The organism is Methylococcus sp. EFPC2, assembly GCF_016925495.1.
In the GTDB taxonomy this organism is placed as follows: domain Bacteria; phylum Pseudomonadota; class Gammaproteobacteria; order Methylococcales; family Methylococcaceae; genus EFPC2.
On sequence record NZ_CP070491.1, the window covers coordinates 689363 to 713121 of the forward strand.

Below are 23759 nucleotides of genomic sequence, written 5' to 3' on the forward strand. Positions count from 1 at the left end.
TATTCTCCCGCCGTCAATCCGTCAACCCATATGAGGAATCAAGCCATGACCACTGCGACCCAGACCGATACCCCGCTAAATGCCGATGAGTTGCGTACGCTGAATGCCTACTGGCGCGCCTGCAACTATCTGGCCGCCGGCATGATCTACCTCCAGGACAACCCCCTGTTGCGGGAACCGCTCAAGGCGGAGCATGTCAAGAACCGATTGCTCGGCCACTGGGGGGCCAGCCCCGGGCTTTCCTTCATGTACGCGCACCTGAATCGCCTGATCAAGGCGCACGATCTCGATGCCATCTTCCTGGCCGGGCCAGGCCATGGGGCGCCCGGCGTATTGGCGCCGGTCTATCTGGAAGGCACTTATTCCGAAATCTACCCGGACAAGAGCGAGGACGAGGAAGGGCTGCGCGGTTTCTTCAAGCAGTTCTCCTTCCCCGGCGGCATCGGCAGCCATTGCACGCCGGAGACACCCGGATCGATCCACGAAGGCGGCGAGCTGGGTTACTCCATCTCCCACGCCTTCGGCGCGGCCTTCGACAATCCGGATCTGCTGGTGGCGGTCGCCGTGGGCGACGGCGAATCGGAAACCGGACCTCTGGCCACCGCCTGGCATTCCAACAAATTTCTGAATCCCATCCGCGATGGCGCGGTGCTGCCGATCCTGCATCTCAACGGCTACAAGATCAACAATCCCACCCTGCTCTCGCGCATCTCGCACGAGGAATTGGAATACCTGTTCAAGGGCTATGGCTGGACGCCTTATTTCGTCGAGGGCTCGGAACCTTTGGAAATGCACCAGAAGATGGCCGCGACCCTGGACCAATGCCTGGGGGAGATCCGCGCCATACAGGCCGAAGCCCGCGCCAGCGGCAAGGCCGCGCGCGCGCGCTGGCCCATGATCGTGTTGCGCAGCCCCAAGGGCTGGACCGGTCCGAACGAGGTGGACGGCCACAAGGTTGAAGGATACTGGCGCGCCCATCAGGTGCCGCTGGCCGGCATACACGAGAATCCGGCGCATTTGAAGCAGTTGGAAGACTGGCTGCGCAGCTACAAGCCGGAAGAACTGTTCGATGCCAACGGCCGTCTCGTGCCCGAACTCAAGGCGCTCGCTCCGCAGGGCGCCAAACGCATGAGCGCCAGCCCGCATGCCAACGGCGGCTTGCTGCGCCGCGACCTGCGCATGCCGGACTTCCGCGACTACGCCCAGCCGGTCGCCGTGCCGGCGCAGATCAGCGCTTTTAATACCAAGCCGCTGGGGGCTTTGCTGCGCGACGTGATGGTCAAAAACTTCGACAATTTCCGCGTGTTCGGTCCGGACGAAAACAGCTCCAACAAGCTCGACGCGGTCTATGAGGTCAGCAAGAAACTCTGGCTCGCCGATTACCTCCCCGAGGATGCCGACGGCGGCGAACTGTCGCCGGATGGCCGCGTGCTGGAAATGCTGTCCGAGCATACGCTGGAAGGCTGGTTCGAAGGTTATGTGTTGAGCGGCCGGCATGGCTTCTTCGCCACCTACGAAGCCTTCGTGCATGTCATCGACTCGATGTACAACCAGCACGCGAAGTGGCTGTCGATCTGCAACGAGATACCCTGGCGCGCGCCGGTGTCTTCCATCAATCTGCTGATCACCTCCACCGTCTGGCGTCAGGACCACAACGGCTTCACCCATCAGGATCCCGGTTTCCTCGACGTGGTGGTCAACAAGAATCCGGAAGTGACCCGCATCTACCTGCCGCCGGACGTCAACTGCCTCCTTTCCACCGCGGACCATTGCCTGCGCAGCCGCAACAACATCAACGTCATCGTCTGCGACAAACAAACGCACCTGCAGTATTTGGACATGGATGCCGCCATCAAGCACTGCACCAAGGGACTGGGGATTTGGGAATGGGCCAGCAACGACCAGGGGGCAGAGCCCGACGTGGTCATGGTCGGTTGCGGCGACATCCCCACCAAGGAAGCGCTGGCCGCCACCGCCCTGCTGCGCGAATATTTCCCCGACCTGAAAATACGCTTCATCAACGTCGTGGACTTGTTCAGGCTGCAACCCCACAGCGAGCATCCGCATGGCTTGAGCCACCAGGATTTCAACAGCCTGTTCACCTTGGACAAGCCCATCATCTTCAATTTCCACGGCTATCCCTGGCTGATCCACCGCCTGGCCTACCGGCGCGCCAATCACAAGAACCTGCACGTACGTGGCTACAAGGAAAAGGGCAACATCAACACGCCGCTGGAACTGGCGATCAACAACGAGATCGACCGCTTCAGCCTGGCGATCGACGTTATCAACCGCGTGCCGCGCCTGCAGGTGGCCGGTGCGCACGTAAAGGAAAAGCTGCGTGAAACCCAGATAGAGTGCCGTCACTATGCCTACAAGCACGGAACCGACAAGCCGGATGTCGACAACTGGAAATGGCCATATTGACGGCCATTAGGGCCGAAGGGGAAGGGGCCGGACGCGACCGGCCTCCGCTATGCCGTGACACTGTCCAGGAACGATGCCGATGAACGCCAACGACACCAGCGATGTCCGCCTCGATCGCCGAGCCTGGGAACGTTTCCAGCGCCACGTCAGTCTGCTGGTCCGTTCCGAGGAGGGTGGCAAGGCCCTGACATTGTTCGCCTTGCTTATCGCCTTCCTGTTCGGCATCAATGGCCTGAACGTGGTCAACAGCTACGTCGGCCGCGACTTCATGACCGCCATCGCGGAGCGCGATCGGGCCGGATTCATCCAGTACGCCTTGGTCTGGATCGGTGTTTTTGCCGCGATTACGGTGGTTTCGGTGATTTCACGCTACGCGGAGGAACGCATGGCCTTGTTGTGGCGGGTATTCCTGGCACAACGGACGGTCCACCGTTACACGGGGAACCGGCTTTATTTTCACATGCTGGAACGTCCCGATATCGGCAATCCGGACCAGCGGATTTCGGAAGACATCAAGGCGTTCACCACCTCGACGCTGTCCTTTGCCCTGATGCTGATCAACAGCAGCTTCACGGTGGTGGCTTTTTCCGGCGTGCTTTGGTCCATCAGTCCCTTGTTGCTGCTGGTTGCCGTGATCTATGCGGCCTTGGGGTCTTATTTCACCATACGGCTGGGTCGTCCCCTGATGCGCTTGAATTTCGATCAGTTGGACAAGGAAGCCAATTTCCGCTCCTCCCTGATTTATTTGCGGGAAAACGCGGACGCGGTCGCCCTGACGGGCCGGGAAGGACCGCTGACCCGCAAGCTGTTGCAGCGCCTGGACGAACTCGCGGAAAACCTGCGCACGCTCATCGGCATTAACCGCAACGTGGGTTTTTTCACCACCTTCTACAACTGGCTGATCCAGATCATTCCGGCCCTGTTCGTGGCGCCGCTGTTCATAGCCGGCGAAGTCGAATTCGGTGTGATCACCCAGTCGGCCATGGCGTTTACCGCCTTGCTGGGCGCGTTCTCGCTGATCGTGACCCAGTTCCAGTCGATTTCATCGTTCGCGGCCGTGCTCGCACGGTTGAGCTCTTTCGGCGAGGTCATCGATGAGGAAGGCGCTCGTCGAGTTTCGCCCATCGCGATTTCCGAAGAGGTCGACCGGGTTGCCTATGCCGGCCTGACCCTGCGTTCGCCGCGCAGCGGCCGCATCCTGGTCGAAAATCTCACGCTGGCCATCCCGCATGGGCTGAGAACCCTGGTGACCGGCGAGGACGAGACCAGTCGCACGGCCTTGTTCCGGGCGACGGCGGGGATTTGGGACGAGGGCGAAGGAACGGTGATACGACCCGGGCTCGGGAAAATACTGTTCGTCACCGAAAAGCCGTATTTACATCCGGGTACGCTCCGTGACCTGTTTTTCCCGCCTGAATCGCAGGGCGGGACGCCCCCGGCGGGCGTAAGCCCGAAGGGCGTTCCCGGGCAGGAAATTCTGCCGCAATCGGATGCGCGTATCGTCGCCGCATTGTCGGCGCTGGGACTGGAATCGCTGCCGGCCCGGTTCGGGGGGCTGGACGCCGAGCATGACTGGGACGACATACTCCCTCTCGGCGAGCAACAACTCTTGGTTTTTGCCAGGCTGCTGTTCGTTCAACCGCGGTTTGCTTTCCTGGATCGCCCCGCCACGGCGCTGGAAGATGATCAACTGGATCCGGTGCTGCGGCGACTGACCGAGAGCTCCATCAGCTATGTCGTGTTTGCCGAGGCGGAAAGCCGGTCCGATCGCTACGATGCCAAGCTGGAACTCGGATGCGACGGGCAATGGCGCTGGCAAGCGCCCGATGTCGGCCAGTCGCCTTGAAGAGCCCACTATGCAATCCCGTACCCGCTCGCTCCGCAAGAGCCTGGCTCTCCGCCTGGCGGCCTTGGCCGTCCTGCTTTCTGCCACGGCAGGCGGCATCGCTTTCTTCCTGGAAAAAAAAGACATCGAAGCCGGCGTCGCCGACTGGAGTTCGATCGGCGCCCGGCTGCTGCGCGCTCGGGTTCGTGATCTCGCGCTGTCGACCCACGATTCCTGGCAGAACGTCGTGCAAAGGGCTGTGGAGGAGTTAAGCGAAATACTGCCCCGGAGCACCGTGGGTCGCTTCGCCTGGGTCCAAATCAAGGATGCCGACGGGCGGGAACTGGCGAATCTGGCGGATGGGAGCGACCCCGCGATCAACGCCCTGATCGCTCAGGCAGCCGCCGAGACGGTTTTCGTCGACGGGCAGGAAGCGACGATCAGGCCGCAGGGCGATGGCTGGATCAAATCGGCTTATGCCGTGGTTGTCCCCGTCTCGGACGATGCAGGCAGGCGGACAGCGATCATCAAAAGCCTGTTCGTCGTCTCCCCGCAGACGGTGGCGCACTACTGGCAGCGCATCGCCTGGGCCGTCGGTGGGTCGATGGTGATCGTCGTTCTGGTGACGAGCCTGCATTATCCGGTGATCAGCCGATTGCTGGATCGTTTGGGTCTGCTCTCTATCCATCTGCTCGACGCCAATCTCGAAACCCTGCAGGCGCTGGGCAGCGCCATCGCCAAGCGTGACAGCGACACGGATGCGCACAATTATCGGGTCACCATCTATGCCGTACGCCTGGCGGAGGCCATGGGGCTCGACGCGGCCATCATCCGCACCCTCATCAAGGGCGCCTTTCTTCACGATGTGGGCAAGATCGGCGTGCGAGATCATATCCTGCTCAAGCCGGGACGGCTGGAACCGGACGAATTCGAAATCATGAAGACCCATGTCGCGCATGGGCTGGATATCGTGAATCGCAGCCAGTGGCTGCGGGACGCCGGCGAGGTGGTCGGCCATCATCACGAGAAGTTCGACGGTTCGGGCTATTACCAAGGACTGAAAGGTAGGGAGATTCCGGTGACCGCCCGCATCTTCGCCATCGTCGATGTGTTCGACGCGCTGACCTCGGAGCGGCCCTACAAGCAAGCCCTGCCTTTCGAGGACGCCATGGAGATACTGCAGCGCGGCGCGGGCCCGCACTTCGATCCCGAACTGCTTCGCTTGTTCGAACCCATCGCCCGAACGTTGTATCTAGCGTTCGGAAATCGCGAAGACGACGCCCGCAACGAGCTTGGCCTGATACTCGAGCACTATTTCAAGGGCGATATCGGCGCCCTCCTGAGGGAAAACGAGCGATGAATCTTCACCCCGTCACGGACCACTTCCGACCACGGGCAACCACCATGCGAGGTATGTTATGCACGCTGATACGTTCAACCGTTTGACGCTTCGATTGGGACAAGGATGGTGGCCTGCCCGCCTCCTCGGCTTGGCCCGGCTTTATGGGCTGTGCGGCCTGCTGTCGTTTCCCGTGGCGATGGCCGCGCCCGCGCCGACAGCGGAGGAGGTGCTCAGGCTCATCGGCGTGCCCGCGGAGCAGTCGGCCCGCCTCGCTCGGGGGGAAATCGTTACCCATGAGGCGCGTGAGGCGACCGACAAGGAGTTGGCCATGACGACCGCGCTCTATCTGGCCGTCCCCTTGGACAAGGTCGTCGACTACTTCCGGCGCGGCAATTTGGCGGCGATAGACCCGGATATCACGGCGCGCGGCGTGATTCCCGCGAATGCCGATATTTCCGCCTTTAAGGGCTTTGCCTTCTCCGCCAAGCAGAGCGATGAAGCCGCCGATCTGTTGGAGGCGGAAGCCGGAGACCGCTTCAATCTTTCCGCCCAGGAAATCCAAAGCTTCGCGGCGCTCAAGGACAAGCTCGCGAATGCCGACAAGAAATCCCTGGTCGAAGGCGTGTCCCAGCGCTACCGCGAAATTCTATTGCAGCGCTGGCAGGCTTATCGCAAGGGCGGACTGGCGGGCATCGCGCCTTATGCGCGCGACGGCGGAACCGTCGATCCCGGAGCCGAGCTGAAGATCGCGGCGGAAAACAGCAAGACTCTGGCGCGTTATTTTCCTGCCCTCTACCAGGGCTGGCTGAACTATCCCAACGGATTGCCGGCCGGTACCGAAGAGCAGTTCTATTGGCTCAACCGCAAGGTCGAAAACCGGCCGACGGCCATCCTGGCGCACCGCGTCCTCCAGGCTGGCGAAACCGGCGCGGTGATTGTCGCGCGGCAGTTCTACGCCGGGCACTCTTACAATGCCGATCATCTGGTCGTCGGCGCCTTGCCTTACCGAGACGGCACGGTCGTGTTCTATGGTCAGCGATCGTCCACCGATCAGGTCGCCGGTGTAGCGAGTGGGGTCCGGCACAATATCGGCCGCGGCCAGTTGAAAGATCAGATGGTGAAGCGCCTGGAAAAGCTGCGCGGGATCCTCAAAGCAGGTACGAGTACGAAGTAGTCCTGTGATCTGTCGGATGCGGCGGGTTTCGGGATCCTGGACCGGCTCAGGATCTCCCTGCATGGTTCACGGGGCGCCGTCCCGCCGGACCGCCGCCTGCGCGAGGTAGTGCTCGACGGCTTGCGGCACGGTGAAGAACAGCCTTTCGTTCCCCAGGACTTCATGGAGCGGCGAGCCCTGTATCAACTGCCATGATTCGGGGCTCAGCGCCGCGAGCCAAAGCTCCGTGCCTTCTTCGCGCAGCTTGGCTTCCGCATCGCACAACATTTTGAACGCGGTGAATTCGATGCCGGGGATGCCGCTGCAATCCAGCAAGAGCACCTGAGGCCTAGCCTCCTTGACCAGGGGCCACATACGGTCGCCGACATTTTGCGCGTTGCCGAAGTAGATGCGGTTTTCGGTCTTCAGTATCAGCAGGCCGGGGAAGGTTTCGTCGTCGGGGTTATCCGGCGAGAGCGGCCTGAACACGTCGCTGTCGCGCTTGCGCCCCATCACGTAAACGGGAGGGTTGTTGGCCATGCGCAGCAGGCTGATCATCGAGAGGATGACGGCGGCGACGATGCCCTTCAACGTGCCCAGCAACACGACGCCCACGCAGGCGACCAGCGCCCACTGGAACTCCTGGCTCCTGAACCGGCGTATCTCGCGGAAGTCCTCCAAATTAATCAGGCCTACCGAGAAGGCGATGACCACGGCCGCCAGCGTCGCCTGGGGGATGAGCCCAACGACAGGGGCCAAGAAAAGCAAGGTCGCCAGCGCCACACCGGCGGATGCAAATGCCGCCATTTGCGTCAGTGCGCCGGCTTTGCGGTTTACGGCGGTCTGCGACGTACCGCCCCCGCCCGGCATGGCGCCAAAAATTCCTCCCGCCATGTTGGCCAGACCGGTTGCCACGAGCTCTTGATTCGCGTCGGGCCGCGATTCGCCGGGCGCGGTAAAAGCGCGTCCGGCGGCGATCGTTTCGGTGAAACTCATCAAGGCGATCGCCACCGCCGGCGCCCAAAGCGATTCGAAGAGGGATAATTCCGGTTTGATCAGATTCGGAAGGCCGCCCGGTACGTGCCCCACCGTCGCGACGCCGATTGTGGGCAATTCCAGAAAAAACGCGGCCCCGATGCCACCACCCACCACGATGAGTGGCGAGGGCCAGCGGGGGGCAAAATGTTCCAGGAGCACTATTATCGCCAGGGTGGCGAGTCCCACCGTCAATGTTGGTACCGAGCTGTCCGGCAGATGCTGAATCAATTCGCCGACGTCACGCATCCACCCCACCTTGTGGATGTGTATGCCCAATAATTTGGGTAGTTGGTCGACTACGACCACCAGTCCGATGCCGGCCTTGAAGCCCGTCAACACGGGATCGGATATGAAGTTGGCGACGAAACCGAGCTTCAGGATGCGCGCGAGTATAAGGATCGCGCCGACCAGGACGGCGAGCGTCGACGAAGCGGCGAGCATGCGGCCCGGATCGTCGTCGGGTACGGCATTGCTGAGCGCCGTCGCGCAGAGTATGCCCAAGGTCGCGGTGGAGCTGACGCTCAAGGGGCGTGAAGTGCCGAACAAGGCGTATACCGCCACAGGCACAAGCGCGGTATAGATGCCCACCTGGACCGGCAGGCCGGCGACCGTGGCATATGCCATGGCCTTGGGAATCACGACGGCTGCGGTGGTCAATCCGGCCAATAGGTCGGTTCTAAGCCACTTCCGCTCATAGCGGGCCAGCCAAGTCAGAGCTGGTAGGAACGTGTTTTTCATTGGGCCGGCCTCTTAAGGAGAAAAACGCCAGGGCCCGCTCATCGCGTCCGTGCTCAATTCCCGCCGGCGACTGGCGCCCAGGTCGAATCGGGGTTGTACTCCTTTATCGCTGGAGCGAGTTGTGCGGTCTTGGGCCCCAGGTCTTGCTGATAGATCTTGCCCTGGTGGTTGACGATGAAAGTCATGACTCCGGACGAACCGTACAGGGCGGGGAAGGCCACCAAGCCGAAGCCGGCAATCATGTTGCCGTTGATGATGTAGTTGTATTTGCCGCCTGGCGCGGCGGGTCCCTGTTGGGTCAGGATGCGGTAGTAGTAGCCGTGGTAAGGCGTGGGACTATCGTTGGCCGCCTTGACGCCGTAACCGGCGGCTTTCGCCTCGGCGACCAGCGGTCCGAGCGGGCTTTGCGGCTGCCCGCCTTCCGCTTCCCAGTAAAGGCCGTCGAACTTGCCCGGTTCGCTGCGCATCTTTTGCGCGTATTCGGATACGCCGTCACCGTCCCGGTCGGCATTGGCATAATCGAACTGGGCTTCCTCGTAGCCGCGTATGGCCCCCAGCGCGCTCAATTCGTTGCGGCCTATGCGTCGGTTGAGGATCTCTTCGCGCCCCTGCTCGGCATCGAAAGCCCAGCTATCGCCATTCTTCACCACAGGAACGGGAAAGGGCCAGTCCGTGTTGCCGACGTGCACGACGGCCTTGTTCTCGGCGATCGATTCCACCGTTATCTTTTCCCCGGCCAGGGTGACGAAGTTCGCGCGATTGTTCTTGTCCTCCACTTCGTCGCCGGACGATAGCAGGTCTGCATAACGGCTTCCGAACACCGCGACGAGCCGATTGCGGTCATCGCCACTCGCCGCCTCCAGCAATGCATTGGCCGCCTCATCCGGAGACCGGAAGCGTTGTGCCTCGGCTGCCGCGACCTCGCTACCGGAAGCGGCCGAACTTTCGGGGGCGGCGGAGATCGCCACCGGCGCGGCAACCAACACCGCCAGGACTAGGGTACTGATTTTGTTCAGCATCATGGGAACCTCGATCTTGTCTTCCTGTATGAAACGGGGGGAAGCGCGTAGCGCATTTCGCCGGAGCGATGCCGCGACCTCTCTGCTCATGCCGTGTGTGCCCCGAATATTGCGCTGTTCATCATCGGCGTCGCCCTCCGCCGCCGCCGTATCGTCCTCCGCCACCGCCTGCCGCCCCGCCTCCGAAACGGCCACCACCACCACCGCCTGCGGACGAGCCGCCGAAGCGCCCGCCGCCTCCGAAACCGGGGCGATTCCCGGCGCCCGCTGACGGCTGCCGGCTGAAGGCACCACGCTGACTGAAATCCCGCGTGGCACGGGCATCGCGTGCACCGTCAAAAGCGGAGGGACGGGCAGACTCCGAACGGCGTTGCAGTTCCCTCTGCTGCATGGCCGTGCCTCCCCCGTAACCTTGACGCCGCTCGGCTTGCTGAGTCAGTCCGGCGCGCCGTTCCGCGTTGCCGGAGCGGCTTTCCGCCGGGATCTGCCGTGGCTGCGCGGACTGCGGGCGCGGGAAGCGTTCCCTCCCGGTCGCCGCTTGGGCTCTGGGCGCCGCCGTGCCGCGGCTCTCGGCACCGCGGCGGCTTTCGGTGCGTGCGGCCTGTCCGGGCTGTCGCAGGCCGTCCAGGGCATTGCCGCCCGCGCCCTGGCCCAGTTGCCGCTGTATGTCGCTGGCGGCGGGACGCGGCTGGGCCTGTCGCGCCGCCAGACCTGCCTGAGTGCCCGGCCTTTGCGCGAGGCGTTGCTGGATTTCGGTGCTGGAGGGCCTGCGTTCGGCGGGCAGGGTCCCGGCTGTCGGTCGTCCGCCGGTTTCGGCGAACCCCCTCGCGCCCGCCGGCAGCGTCTGCGCGGCGCCCAGCCGTTGTCCCGCCAAGGCCGGTTGCTCGTTTCGGCCGAGTCGTTGTTGCACCGATTCCGGATAGGCCTGCCCGCGCCGGTGGCGCGCATCGGGCTGCCATCGGGCGGGCTGCTGGGAAGGCCTCAGGTTGTTTTGGCTGAAGATTCCGCCCCGTCCGGCATTGATCTCGTTGCCGGAGATATTGACGTTCCGGTTGTAGTTGATGTCGCCGCGATCGCCATAATATCCGCCGCCGCCGTGCCAGCAGTTGCCGTCGTGACAGACGGTGTTGCCGTAGTAATGGCCGACGTGATGATAATCGTCCCAGTCATCGTCGTCGGCCCATTCCATGAGGCCCCAGGTCAGCAGTCCGCCGACCACGGCGCCGGCGCCGAAGCTGAGCCATGGATCGGTGGTCGAGGTGGTGGTGGTCGTGGCGGGCGCAGGATAGTAGGCCGGGTAATAGCCGGGGGCGGCGGCGACGGGATAGCCGTAGGAGGCGGTTGCGGCGGGTGGGGCTGCCAGCGGTGCCTGGTAGACGGTTTCCGGGTTGTACTGGGGGACGTAGACCGTATCGGGCTTGGCCGGCGCGATGGCGATGACTTCCTTCTTCAGGACCGCGGGCCTTACCTGGGGGCTCCCGCCTTCCACGGCAGCTTCGGCCGGCTGGGCCAGGGCGACGGTCGTGGCGGTCACTTTCTGCTCCGGCGTGTCCTTCAGGTATCCCGCGTCCGTCGCCCGCTTACGCAGGGCTTGGATCGCATCCATGACTTCGTTCGGTTGGGCCGCGAAGGTGTCGCCGAGCCGTGTCGTCCAGTCCAGATGATCGTTCATCATCCCGATGACCTGAGGCACGCTGGCGAGCCGCAGGATGCTGGCGTCCCAGTCCTTGTTATTGAGCGTGGCGAGGTCGGGCTTGCTTTCCAGCCAGCGGGCCGCCTGTACCACTTCGAGGGGATAGCTCGAGGCTACCAATAGCTCGGCCAGCAGCGGGTCGGGATAGAGCGCGATGGGTGCCACCAGAGATTCGATTTCGCTCAATGGCTGCGCCGGCGGGGGAGGGGACGGAACGGCCGGCGTCACCGCGACGGGCGGCGTCGTAACCGGAGCGGGCGGTGCGGCGGGTTGGGGCGGAGCCGCGACGTTGGGCGGCTGAGTCGTCGGCGCTTTGCCGCCCGGTTGCTCGTCCCGATCGCATCCGGCCGGCGACAGGGCCAGCGCTATCAGCATCGCGCGGTAAAAAAGTCGCGGGGAGCAGAAGGCGGTAGATTCGGATTCGGTCATATTTCCTCCAGACGGGCGAGCTTCCGGGAGCAAACGCTTTGGACCTCGGTTCACCGATCACCCCAAGAGGCCATCCCTGCTCGGCACTCGGGCCGGCTCTTGGCTGGGTTATGCGCGCTTGTCCCAGGTATCCGTTGGCGCACCCGCAGGCGGCCGTGCGGGGGAAGTTCGCGCAGGGAGCACACAGTGCTCTTCCACGTTCTATCGATTCGTGCCGTTAGGTTATGCAGCCCCACCTCCGGCGCGATCGGGTCGGGACCTAGAATGGACGGAGAGTAAACGGCGTCGGGTCCGTCACCACCTCGCCGGGTTTGCGGTTGGCGACCTGCACGAATTGTTTGGCCCAGCGTTCGAGTATCCCTTTGGCGGGGCCGTACCAGGTCAGACGGGTCAGGTCGAGCGGCCCGGCGTCCTGCATGTCGCGATCGGCGAACGTGGCCACCACCTCGCCGGTGTTCAGATCGCGCAGACGGCCTTCGAACGCGGCCCGGCGCTGATTGACGACGCCTGCCGCCGTGCCGCCCCCCGGTGTGAGCCATCCCAGTGCGTGCAATACCGGCTGGGACGGGTCGATCTGGATCAATGCCAATTCCAGTCTCAAGGTCGGTTGTGGTTTGGCGGGAGGCCCGTAAAGTATCGTGAAGCGATGATGGGGGTCGTTTTTGAACTCGGTGATGACTTGATGATGGAAGTAACGTGCAAGTTCCTCGATGTCGTTCTGCACATCGCTGACCACGTTGGCCGAGCCCAGGCTGTGCAGCCAGTCCATTTCCATCATGTACTGGGTATTCACGGGAGCGACGACCAGGTAACGATAAGGAGATTTATCGAATCCGGACTTGATCCAAACCTTCTGGAACGGAAGATCGACCCGCTGGGTCTGCCGCTCGGGATGCTCGATAAAACCGGCATCCGGTGCCGGTTGGACCGCCACGGCCTTGGCTTCGTTGGTGGTCGTGCGGACTCCCGAACATCCTGCGAGACCCAGCAACGACAAGGCAGCGGATACCGTCAGGACTGTGGCGCCGGTGAAGTTGTATGGCTTGTTCATGTCAGTACGCCTCGTTTGACCGAAAGCATCCGATGCAGCAGCCAGCCCAGAGCCCCCTTCCGGATCGGGGGCTCTGGGACGATGGGGAATCAGGGATGGGGAGCGCCGGGATAACCGGCGGCATAACTGCCGGGATAACTCTGGACGATTTTTTCCACGGCTTCCCTGATGCGTTTGGCATTGGTTTCGGGATCGCCGATGGTGCCCTTGCCGATCCCGCGAAACACCAGCTTTTGTGTCTTGGCGTCGACGAAATCGAGTATCAGCGTACCCTCGGTATATTGAGAGACGTCCGTGTAAGTGGCGCCGGCCCACATGCCATAGCGTCCGTACCGGTATGGTACGCCGCCGTAAGGCCCCCAGCCGGGCGATTGCGAAATCGCGATTTTTTCCTGGGCTGAAACATGCCGGACGATGTGCAAGTCGGCCCCTTCCTCGACCTCGGTCAGGCCGCGCGCGGCGAGATGAGCGCGCAATGACTCGCGCAGGGCGGTCTCACTCGATGGTGAAAGCGGCACTTCCTGGGCCAAGGGGGTCAGGGTGTAGGTATGGTATTTGGCGAACGAGGCTGAGTGGTCGTAGTCGGTAGTGACCGTCACCATGGAGCAGGCCGCGAGGAAAAGACAGGAGACGAAAAGCGCGCTTCGTTGCAGGAACGTAAACATGGTTATTCCTCCTCCTTTTTGTAACCCGTGGCGCACTGTAAACCCGATGACCGCCCGCGCGCCACGTTTTTTTTAGTTTCGCATGCGCGCGCTGCAAGAGCCGGATCACCCGGGCGATCCGGCTCGGCCGGTCGAAGAAAGCCATCGATAAGGGACACGGCTAATTTCGCCCGGTAGACTAGTATCACGGCCTAGCAGTAGACATCCATCAGGCGCTTATCGCCACTAACCGGGAGAACTGACATGCAAGGCGAAATCCTCGACGCATTCGGTGATTTGTCGGGTTGGACAGCCATCAGTTCAGGGCAAGTCCAGGCCCGTCTGTCACCGGATACCGGCCCTGCCGGGTCCGCCATGCGGATCGAATTCGATTTTCGCGGTGGTGGAGGCTTCGTGGTCGCCCGCAAGCTCTTTCCGCTGGATTTGCCGGAGAGTTATTCCTTCGCTTTCCAGATAAAGGGCGACGCTCCCGCCAACATCTTCGAGTTCAAGCTGGTGGACGCCTCCGGCCAGAACGTCTGGCGCTATCGGGTGGAGGCGTTCCCCTTGCCGCCGGATTGGCAGACCGTGCGCATCCGCAACAGTCAGATCGACTTCGCCTGGGGCCCGCTCGGCGGCGGTCCCGCCCGCAAGATCGCGGCCATCGAGCTGGTGTTTGCGGCCGGTCCGGGCGGCGCCGGTTCGGTCAGCTTCGCCGAGCTGCAGTTTCGCGACGATACCTACCGGGCGACACCTCTCGTTTCGGCTTCAGCCTCGGCGGAGGATTGCGCGCCGTGCAATGTCCTGGCGCCCGACGCCGCCGTCTGGCGCAGCGCCACCGTCGATCCCGCCTGGCTGACTCTAGACTTCCAGCAGGAGCGGCAATTCGGTGCATTGGTGATCCATTGGGATGAGCAACGGCGAGCACGGGAATTCGCTGTCGAGACTTCCCCGGACGACCTAAGCTGGCAAAGCGCCTACAGCACCACCCAGGGAGCCGGCGAGCGCAGTTATGTTTACCTGCCCGGAACGATCTGCCGCTACGTCCGCTTGCAACTCAAACGCGGCATAGGCGACTCGGAATTCGGCATCCGCCAGGTGGAGATCAAGCCTTTCGAATTTGCCCGTGACCTCAACGGTTTCTTCGAAGGCATTGCCCACGAGTGGCCTACCGGTTTTTATCCCAAATATTTCTCCGGCCGTCAGACCTATTGGACACCGGTCGGCACCGGTAGCGGCGGCACGCAAGCCTTGATCAACGAAGAAGGCCTGGTGGAGGTGGACAAGGGACGTTTTTCCATCGAGCCCTTCCTTTACGCGGATGGCCGGCTGATCAGCTGGGCGGACGCCGAGCGGACCCAGACGCTGGAAGCCGGCTATTTGCCGATTCCTTCTTCGGCATGGCTGACCGACGACTGGCGGCTGACGACGACCGCCTTCGCCGCCGATTACGCCGGACGGCCGGTGCTGTTCATCCGTTACCGCATCGACAACCGATCCGCCGAAGCGCGCCCGGTCAGCCTGTATGCCGCCATCCGCCCATTTCAGGTCACGCCGACCTGGCAGCATTGGCGAAGCTTCGGCGGCATGACGCCGGTCAGGCATATCGATTATCGCGACGGTATCGTGTGGGTCGATGCGACCAAGGCTGTCACCCCCCTCAGGCCACCGCAGGGATACGGCGCGGCGGCCTTCGCCGAAGGCGCGGTCACGGAATTTCTGGGGCGGGGTGAGTTGCCATCGCACGCCGAGTTGCAGGATGAATTCGGTTACGGCTCCGCCGCCCTGCGTTTCGATCTGCAGATACCCGGCGCCAGTCACGACGAGGTCTATATTGCCATCCCCTTCGGCAACGCGGCCGAGGTACCGATAGAAAGTCTGAGCGCGCTCACCGGGGCCGACGCCTATGCGCGGGCCGTCGAACTATGGAAAACCCAGCTGGGTACCTTCGATATCCGGCTACCGCCCCGGTTCCGGCATCTCACCGATACCCTGCGCACCGCCGCCGCCCATATCCTGATCAACCGGGACGGTCCGGCCCTGCATCCTGGGCCCCGGCGTTACTCCCGCGCCTGGATACGCGACGGAGTGCTGATGGGCGCCGCCCTGGCGCGGGTCGGCTGCGCCGAAGCGCTGCGGGATTTCATGCGCTGGTACGCGGGCTTCCAGACCGAGGACGGCAACTTCCCCGATTGCATGGACCCGGAAGAAACCGAATGGCTGCCCGAGTTCGACGCCTACGGCCAGTTCGTTTACGGCATTGCGGAATACTGGCGTTTCAGCGGCGACCGGGACTTCCTTGCCGAAATGTGGCCGGCGGTGGGCAAAACGTTGGACTACATGGAAGCGCTGCGCCGCCGCCGCTTGACCGACGACTACCGACAAGCGGAAAGACTCGCCTGTTACGGACTGTTGCCCGAATCCATGAGCCACGAAGGCTATATGGCGCATCCGGTACACGCCTATTGGGACGATTTCTGGGCGTTGCGGGGCCTCAAGGATGCCGTGACGATGGCCGAGGCGCTGGGATACGGCGAGGAGGCGGCGCGCCTGGCAGCCCGGCGCGAGGAATTCTGCCGCCATTTGTATTTGTCCCTGGACCGCGTCATCGCCGAACGGGACATCGATTTCGTCCCCGGTTCGGTGGAATTCGCCGATTTCGATCCCGCCGCCACCGCCATCGCCTTGACGCCGGTGGACGAAGCTCACCGCCTGCCCCAAGCGGCCATAAACCGGACTTTCGACCGCTATCTGACCGGCTTCCGTGAACGGGCCTCCGGCAAGGTAGCCTGGAACAACTACAGCGCCTATGAAATCCGCATCGTAGGCGCCCTGATACGCCTGGGACGCCGCACCGACGCCCTGGAACTGCTGGACTTTCTGCTGGCCGACCGGCGCATCAAACCCTGGAACCAATGGCCGGAAATCTCCTGGCGCGATCCCGACGGCCCCAGCTTCATCGGCGACCTGCCGCACACCTGGATCAGCGGCGAATACATCCTGTCCGTCCGCAGCCTGTTCGCTTACGAGCGCGAAGCGGATGAGTCCCTGGTGATCGCGGCAGGTGTTTCCGAAGAGTGGCTTGCGGATGGCGGTGAAGTCGCGGTGGAAAACCTGCCGACCTGGTACGGCAAGCTGTCCTATTCCTTGCAATACCAAGCCGATGGCCGCTTGCGCCTGAAACTATCCGGCGAACTGACGCCGCCCCTCGGCGGCATCGTGGTGCTGCCGCCGCTGCCAAGGCCGATTCAGCAGGTGGAGGTAAACGGCGAGGCGTTCCATGTCGACAGCAGGGAGGACGGCTTCCGCATCCGGCAATGTCCGGCCGAAGCCGTGATCTCTTTCTGAAAAGTGCTGTAGGTGAGGTTCCGACCGCTACCCCAACCTACCCTTTGTTGGAATGTGAGACCTGGCTCCATGCTCCACTATTTTCCGGGCTGAGTGTTTTTCTACACCCTCAACGTAAAGCTCAGCCGCGTAACGTTAGCGAAGTCGGCTGGAGCATTAAGTTAGGCAGACACCAAATTATGCAATGTATTCGGCCTGTTCTTCCCTAAAGATGCACATCTGTCTTCTGTATTTTGTTATATCGACAGAGCGCCCTTGTTTAATAAAATTGTAAACCTCGGATAGTTCATCAGCACCACACCCTTTATCAAGAAATCTAAATGCAGATGCGGCGATATACTCTATTTCCATATCAAATGCAAACCAGTTTCTTCGCTCTGTTTCAGCCACAAATCCCGTTGTATTTGATCCAGAAAATATATCGACAACAATATCTTCAGGGTCAGTTAGAAATTTAATAAAAAACTCCGGAAGTTTTGCGGGAAATCTGGCAGGGTGACTCTTTATGCCGATTTCCTTGCATCCTGACATATAGGCTCCATTCGATTCTGAATTTGGTATTTGAAGCAAATTAGACGGGATGGCTCCACTATTATTTTTCCCAAATCCTTTTCCTATATCGTGTCCTGACGGTCTTTTTTTAGGGTCATAGAATTTATCAGGGTCTTCAAGTAGTTTTTTCATCCTATCGCTGTACTCGGTTAATACCTTGGTAACATCGGCTTTAGGGAATTCTGACTTACTAAACCACCATACCGTATTGACAGAATCTTTGGCTCTAATTTTTCGTTTATTAACCCACTCGATTGGGCTAGGTAACTTAGATGGATTAAACCAATAAAAATCTTCAGATAAATAAAATCCTAAATCATCACAAAAATGAATAGGTATTCTAAAGTTATAAAGGCTTCTAGCAGGGACTCCTTTTTGGTAAGCACCGCCAAGATCAAGTACAAAACTACCATCTGGAGTAAGTTTTTTTAATACTAATTTAGCAAATTCAGATAACCATTCTATATACTCATGCTGTTCTTTGTTGCCATATTCCTTCTTGCGCAATAAAGCAAAGGGTGGGCTTGTCATGACCAAGTTAATACTGTCATCAGGGAGTTGAGACAGTAAATCTAATGAGTCACCGCAGTATGCGCTACCCCAATCAGTGGTGTATGCAGGTGAAGAAGAAAGTTTAGGTAAGTTTTTCATTTGGCTTCTGTAGTTGTGTTTGTAGTTGTGTTGGTCGCTACTTATAGTCTGTAGACGCATAGTCATCATTTGATGAATTATAGCGCAATGCAGACAAAGAATACTACCCATAATGCCAGAATGATTTTTGCTCGAAACCTCAAGGAATTTCGGAGCAAAAATCGGCTATCCCAAGAAGAACTTGCTGATATGGCCGGGCTACACAGAACTTACGTTGGTTCAGTAGAGCGAGGCGAAAGAAATATTTCAATTGATAATATTGAGCGTTTAGCAAGTGCCCTGAAAATTAATATCAAAGAATTGCTAAACGATGAGTAAATGCCACCCAGATATAAAATTGTTCAATGAAATTTACCCTCATGTGTTGAAACTTCAAGAGCTGGCAGAGAAACACGGAATAAATGATATTTTTCAAGATAATGGCGGTAAGTTGCTACAAGTTCTACTGCTAACTGGGCTTGAAGTATTGCCAGGCAGAGAGGGCAATGATGCAAAAGATGCTCAAGGGAATGAATACGAGCTAAAGTCAGTCAATACACTTTTGACTAAAAGTTTTTCTACTCACCACCATATGAACCCAATCATCATTGGGAAGTATCGGCAAGTTGACTGGATATTTGCTGTTTACGAAGGCATAAAACTGTTGTCTATCCATCAACTTACACCGAGTGACTTAGAGTCATATTATTCCAGGTGGGAAGAGAAATGGCATAATGATGGCGGCAAAGACATAAACAACCCTAAAATCCCTCTTAGATATGTTTTGGAAAACGGGAAGGTTATTTACAAAGCCTAGCGTGAAGTAGACACCCTAAATGGTGCCTTATAAAACACCACTTCTGGGGTATAAGACAGATGATATTCCATGAGACATTGAAGTTACACGAATGCGCTATTTTTATGGGGGTGATATTTGGCTTTTCTTATACATCTCATGTCAATTATTAGATGTCCCGGTGTCACCCTGCCTCGTACCAATCACGGTTCAAGGTTGAACAAGCTTCTCGCTCCACCCTATTCCAACTCCACCACAAGCCGGTTTTCGCTTTCCTTCAGGTGCTTGCGCACTTCTGCCATGGACACGGCGGCAGCTCCGGTGCGGTACGGATTGGAATGGCGGGCGAAGGGCAGATCGACGCCGTTGAGTCGAACGGCCGTGACGCCGCAGCCCCGTTCGCCAACCCGGTAACTGACTTCGAAGGAATGTTCCCAAAGCGTCAGCTCGGCCTGTAGCCCGTCCAAGTCTTTGGGTATGACGGGGTCGATCACCAGACGTGTCGACTCCTGCCGCAAGCCGAGGAAAGTGCGCAGTATCAGGCTGACAGCGATGCCGGCGCCGCTGGAGTAGACACGCCAGCCGCCTTCCAGGGGGATTTCGCCCTTAATGGCCCGGTCGTATTCCGTGTAGGCTTGATAGCGGTCGGTGTAGGCGGCATCGGAGCTGGAGTAGTAGCAATTGGCCTGTCGCGCGGCGGCGCTGGGAACGAGTTCGCGGATGGCGACGGGATTGGCTTGGCACAGCGCGCGGAAAAATCCCTCGGCATCGCCGTAGTAGGCCAGGGCTTCGGCATAGCGCAGATGGGCATGGGTGTACATCAGACCGATTTCCCGCCCGAAGTAACTGCTGCTCTCTCCGCGCTGGAAATAACGCTGCAATCCGCCGCGGTATTCCAGCGGGCGATCGAACAGCCGGGCACCGTCTGGGCCAAGCAGATGGGCTTCGATGACGCGCAGGTGCTTCTGCGCCTGCTCAGGCGTCAGCATGCCGTTGCTGATCGCATGGATTATGGGCAGCAGGCTGTAGGAAAGGCCGGTGTCGCGGTCGCGCGGGTGGACCAGGTAAGCGATGCGGCCGTCGCCGTGAAAATACGCGAATCCGGTGAGTACGTCGTGGACCAGCAACAGTCTTTGGAAGTCCGCCAGCACCTCGGCCGCCTCGGACTCCAGAGCCGCTGCCCGGTCGTTTTGTCCCAACCGCCGCAAGGCGGAAGCCAAGGCGGTGAATGTCTGATAATGCAGGGTGACGGTCCAGGCGCTGCACAGGTTCTCGCGCATGGCGGGGTCCACCGGCTGCAGCGAGTCGTTCCAGTCGCCGTGTCCGTAGGCCGCCAAATGCGTACCCGCGATTCTCCGCTTAGCGATGACTTGCAAGGCCCGCTCGATATGCTGCCACAGCGTCGCCCGCTCGGCCTGCTCTTCGCCCTCGGGATGGAAGAAGCTCAGCGGCTCGTCCAGCAGGGCTGCGTCCTCGCTGTAAATGAGGTACTGCGCCAGCGCCAGCACCGGCCAGAAAACGATGTCGCCGTGCGAGTCGCCGGGCCGGATGTTGCGCTCCCGCTCGAAGAACATGAACCACTGAGGCCAGTCGCCGTCGGCATTCTGGTTGCGGTAGAGGCGCAGCAGCAGGTCGCGGACGGGTTCGTACTTTCCCAGGGCCAGCAGCAGTTCGACCGGTCCCTGAGCGACGTCGCGGGTGCCCCAGCCGCCGCCGGAATATTGCTCCAGGCCGCGCGGCGCGAGGTAATGGATGAGAGCGTTATGAACGTACCAGGGCAGAATCTCGCCCAGCCTTGAAGCGGCTTGGACATAGGGCCCCGCTGCCGGCGGAGTCAGGCGCAGCCCAGCCGTCATCTGCGTCCAGTAGGCCTCCGCATCCGGACCGCCTGCCTCCGGAACATTCGTGGCGATCAAACGGCCGGTGAGGCGGAAGCCGACCGACTCGTTGGGCTCGGTTATGAGGCAGAAGAAAGGCTGCGAACGGGAGCGTCCGTCGGCATACAAGCATTCGTCCCCGCCGACCCGCTCCAGGGTCGTGCCGGCCAGAGGCTCGATGCGGAAGCTGCCATTCGGAAAGCGCCGGCCCACGTCGCACTCGGATACCGGGTAAACCGAAACGCCCGCATCGTCCGACTGGAAATGAACCGGAACCGCATCGATCCCATCGTCGCCGTTGATGGCCACATGGTGGGAAATCAGGAAACGCACCGGCCGACCGGCCAGCACCCGGATTGTCAGTGCCAGTTCGTGTTTCTCGGTGGCCGCGTCGCTGCGCACTTCGAGCAGGCCTTCGGCATGGCGGTAGATCCAGCGACAGCCGGACGGGCTCATCTCGTAGGCGGAGGGAACATCGAGGAGATGCCAGCCCCCGGCCAGTTCCACGAAAACCCGCTGGCCGTGTGTGCGGAACAGGCTTAGATAGGAGTGCGTGGTCGACAGGAAGCGGTTGATGCTGACATGCCCCTGGGTCACCATGGAGTGGAATACGCCGGCCATCCAGGTGGTGGAGGTCAAGGCGGCTTCATCGGGGGTGAGTGCGGCGCCGCTGCGCAACAGGTGGCCGTGTGGCCTTAGCACCCGCAACTCCTTGGACTTGAGCACCACGTGGGTGTGCCGGCCGGTGAAGAAGGACAGCAGCTCGCCGTCGTCGCGCTCTTCCTCCCGCCGTGCCTCGCCGAAAAGCGCGGAAATTTCGTTTTCCGCCAGTTCCTCCGCGGTCAGCAGCGGGGCCGTGGCGAACAGATGGGCGGCGGGCGAAATGGCCGTACCGGCCGGTTCGAAATCGGGCGGGTTTGATTCGGGCAGGGCCAAGGCGCGATCGACGCAAGCCAGGTCGGCCTCCGAACTCGCCTGCACATGATCCGGGTCGAAATAACCGAAGAAGCCGCCGCTCTGGCGCTCGCCCGGTGCTAGCCTGAGCGGGGCATTCTGTATGGCCGCCAGCGCGTGTTCGTGTTGCTGGCGTGCGCCGGGAAGTCCGTCGCGCAGGCCGATGGGCAGTTCGCCGGCACGAGTCGCCAGGCCGTGAAACTGCAGGGCGTCGGTGGCGAAGCTGACGCCTTGCCGCAGCGAGCCGATGACGCACCAGGGATAGCGGCCGCCCATGGACAGATTCTGCCGGGTGGCCAGCACGATGCCCCGGCTCGGGTGCCGGAGCGGGGTGTGATCCAGATACTGGCTCACATAGTATTCGTTGAGGCGTACCGCGCCGTAATGGGCCAGCGCCAGATCCTGGGTATGGATCAAATCCACGGTGACCGCTCGGTCGCCGGTGTTTTCCACCGATACATGCCAGAACCAGGCGGGGGCCGATTCCGCCAGCACCAGCGCGGCCTCGAAGCGCAGCCCCAGCCATACGCCGGAGGCGAGCAAACGGCCTTGTGCATCGATCCGAACCACCGCGGGGCTGCGCGGCCCCAGCAGCGGAACGGTCTGAACCGGTCCATCCAGGCGCCGCAGATAAATATTCGCGGGTCCGCCTTCCAGTTCGTTGGCCGGAAACAGGTTGAGGATGATATCGTGGTGGTCGATGCGGCGTACCGATCCGTTCGAATTGACCTGTGCGGTCAAACCCGACGGACTTTCGAGGCGAACCGGAAAGGCAAGGGGGCGTGACGTCTGATCGCTCATCTCTGTCTCCTGGATGGGGTTCGAAGGCCGATCTGTTCCGGGCAGATAGACCCTAATGTAGCCGGATTCCGTGTCCGCGCCCGGCCTGGGATCGGGCATCATAAGGGCAAATCCGGCCTGGCGCACAGGCTGGCGAGGATTCAGGTTGGGGGTGTAAACCATGAGCGTGCGGGAAAATGCCGATGTGCTGGTCATCAATTGCGGCAGCTCGTCCATCAAGTACCAATTGCTGCTCATGGACGAAGGGCGTCTGCTGGCGGGAGGGCTGCTGGAACGCATCGGCGAGGGCGACAGCCGGCTCCGCCATCGGTCGCGCAACGAAAACGGCGAACTGGTCGAAGTCGCGCGCGAGGTGAGGGCCCGCGACCATCGCGAGGCATTCGGCCACATAGCGGAAATCATGCGTGTTTCCGGCGTGCTCACCGACGGCGCCCGCTTGTCGGCCATCGGTCATCGCGTGGTGCATGGCGGCGTAACGTTCACCCGCCCCGCCCTCGTCGATTCTGAGGTGATCGAGGCCATCCGTGACCTGATCCCTCTCGCACCACTGCATAACCCGGCGAATCTGCTCGGCATCGAAGTCTGCCGCGAAAGCTTTCCCCAAATACCGCAAGTGGCCGTCTTCGACACGGCCTTTCACCAGACCATGCCGCCCTGGGCCTACCGTTACGCGGTGCCGCAGGACTGGTACCACCGGCACCGGATACGGCGTTATGGTTTTCACGGCAGTTCCCATCGCTATGTCGCGGATCAGGCGGCCCGCTACCTGAACTGCCCCCTGGACCAGCTCAATCTCATCACCCTGCATCTGGGCAATGGCGCCAGCGCCGCGGCAATCGCGGGGGGGAAATGTATCGATACCTCCATGGGATTCACGCCGCTCGAAGGCTTGGTGATGGGGACCCGCTGCGGCGATCTCGACGCCGCGGTTCCCTTGCACATGCAAAGGGTCGGGAATCTGAGCGTGGAAGGGGTCGACCACGCCTTGAACCACGACGCCGGATTGAAAGCCCTGGCGGGAACCAACGATTTGCGCGAGGTGTTGTTGAACGCGGAGTCCGGCGACGAAGCCGCCAAGCTGGCCCTGGATCTTTACGGCTACCGTATCAAGAAATACTTGGGCGCCTACTACGCAGCCCTGGGCAAGGTCGATGCCGTGATATTCACGGGTGGCGTGGGGGAAAACGCCTCCGCCGTGCGCAGTCTCGTCTGTAGCGGCCTGGATAGGCTGGGGATAGTGATCGATGAAACCGCCAACGCCGGGAGCGAGGGAGCGGAAGCGGTCAGGGATATCGGGCGATCGGGCGCCGCCGTACGCCTGTTGGCGATACGGACCAACGAGGAGTTGCAGATCGCCCGCGAAACGCTGGCCAGGGTGCAAGCCCCCGTTTAGATTTTATCCTCCTGCCCGGACTGAAGATGCGGCTCCCAGATAGTAGGGC

Annotated in this window: 15 protein-coding genes; 8 read left to right on the plus strand and 7 right to left on the minus strand. The window is 61.0% G+C overall.

Going from position 1 to position 23759, the window contains the following annotated elements:
* Positions 1 to 45 precede the first annotated feature (45 nt).
* The 4 genes from JWZ97_RS03100 (at position 46) to JWZ97_RS03115 (ending at position 6768) form a co-directional block, all read left to right on the plus strand.
* Positions 46 to 2427: a phosphoketolase gene (locus tag JWZ97_RS03100; RefSeq protein ID WP_205433323.1), complete on the plus strand. Its 2382-nt coding sequence runs from the start codon at positions 46 to 48 to the stop codon at positions 2425 to 2427.
* 79 nt (positions 2428 to 2506) lie between these two features.
* The gene (locus JWZ97_RS03105) at positions 2507 to 4273 is read left to right on the plus strand and encodes an ABC transporter ATP-binding protein/permease (RefSeq protein WP_205433324.1); all 1767 of its coding nucleotides are present in this window, start codon (positions 2507 to 2509) and stop codon (positions 4271 to 4273) included.
* Between the two features lie 10 nt (positions 4274 to 4283).
* Entirely contained in the window at positions 4284 to 5612 is a 1329-nt protein-coding gene (locus tag JWZ97_RS03110) for an HD-GYP domain-containing protein (RefSeq protein WP_205433325.1), read from the plus strand.
* A gap of 58 nt (positions 5613 to 5670) precedes the next feature.
* Entirely contained in the window at positions 5671 to 6768 is a 1098-nt protein-coding gene (locus tag JWZ97_RS03115) for a hypothetical protein (protein WP_205433326.1), read from the plus strand.
* A gap of 66 nt (positions 6769 to 6834) precedes the next feature.
* Here JWZ97_RS03115 and JWZ97_RS03120 read toward each other — a convergent pair whose 3' ends face one another.
* From JWZ97_RS03120 to JWZ97_RS03140, 5 genes are all read right to left on the minus strand, one after another.
* Positions 6835 to 8523, minus strand: a complete 1689-nt coding sequence (locus JWZ97_RS03120; protein WP_205433327.1) for a SulP family inorganic anion transporter — start codon at positions 8521 to 8523, stop codon at positions 6835 to 6837.
* A 53-nt stretch (positions 8524 to 8576) separates the two neighbouring features.
* Entirely contained in the window at positions 8577 to 9740 is a 1164-nt protein-coding gene (locus JWZ97_RS03125; RefSeq protein ID WP_205433328.1) for a DUF2950 domain-containing protein, read from the minus strand.
* The gene (locus JWZ97_RS03130; RefSeq protein ID WP_205433329.1) at positions 9664 to 11664 is read right to left on the minus strand and encodes a DUF3300 domain-containing protein; all 2001 of its coding nucleotides are present in this window, start codon (positions 11662 to 11664) and stop codon (positions 9664 to 9666) included. Before JWZ97_RS03130 ends, JWZ97_RS03125 begins: the two co-directional genes overlap by 77 nt.
* Positions 11665 to 11923: 259 nt before the next feature.
* Positions 11924 to 12715, minus strand: a complete 792-nt coding sequence (locus JWZ97_RS03135; RefSeq protein WP_205433330.1) for a DUF3313 family protein — start codon at positions 12713 to 12715, stop codon at positions 11924 to 11926.
* An 89-nt stretch (positions 12716 to 12804) separates the two neighbouring features.
* Positions 12805 to 13380: a DUF4136 domain-containing protein gene (locus JWZ97_RS03140; protein WP_205433331.1), complete on the minus strand. Its 576-nt coding sequence runs from the start codon at positions 13378 to 13380 to the stop codon at positions 12805 to 12807.
* Between the two features lie 243 nt (positions 13381 to 13623).
* Between JWZ97_RS03140 and JWZ97_RS03145 the strand changes: the two genes are divergently transcribed.
* A complete protein-coding gene (locus tag JWZ97_RS03145; protein ID WP_205433332.1) occupies positions 13624 to 16707 on the plus strand; it encodes a discoidin domain-containing protein in 3084 nt (1027 codons plus the stop codon).
* A 177-nt stretch (positions 16708 to 16884) separates the two neighbouring features.
* On the opposite strand, the gene JWZ97_RS03150 is transcribed toward JWZ97_RS03145, so the two are convergent.
* On the minus strand, positions 16885 to 17910 hold the full coding sequence (locus JWZ97_RS03150) for a site-specific DNA-methyltransferase (protein WP_205433333.1): 1026 nt from the start codon (positions 17908 to 17910) through the stop codon (positions 16885 to 16887).
* Between the two features lie 87 nt (positions 17911 to 17997).
* On the opposite strand from JWZ97_RS03150, the gene JWZ97_RS03155 reads away from it, so the two are divergent.
* Positions 17998 to 18228: a helix-turn-helix domain-containing protein gene (locus JWZ97_RS03155; protein WP_205433334.1), complete on the plus strand. Its 231-nt coding sequence runs from the start codon at positions 17998 to 18000 to the stop codon at positions 18226 to 18228.
* Positions 18221 to 18706: a hypothetical protein gene (locus JWZ97_RS03160; protein WP_205433335.1), complete on the plus strand. Its 486-nt coding sequence runs from the start codon at positions 18221 to 18223 to the stop codon at positions 18704 to 18706. The genes JWZ97_RS03155 and JWZ97_RS03160 overlap by 8 nt, the downstream gene beginning before the upstream one ends.
* A 218-nt stretch (positions 18707 to 18924) precedes the next feature.
* Here the strand turns inward: JWZ97_RS03160 and JWZ97_RS03165 are convergent, their stop codons facing one another.
* Positions 18925 to 22317, minus strand: coding sequence for a GH36-type glycosyl hydrolase domain-containing protein (locus tag JWZ97_RS03165; protein WP_205433336.1), 3393 nt, complete (start codon positions 22315 to 22317; stop codon positions 18925 to 18927).
* 160 nt (positions 22318 to 22477) lie between these two features.
* Here JWZ97_RS03165 and JWZ97_RS03170 point away from each other — a divergent pair, with 160 nt between their 5' ends.
* Positions 22478 to 23710 carry an acetate/propionate family kinase gene (locus JWZ97_RS03170; RefSeq protein ID WP_205433337.1) on the plus strand — a complete coding sequence of 411 codons (1233 nt, stop codon included), beginning with the start codon at positions 22478 to 22480 and terminating at the stop codon, positions 23708 to 23710.
* Positions 23711 to 23759 lie beyond the last annotated feature (49 nt).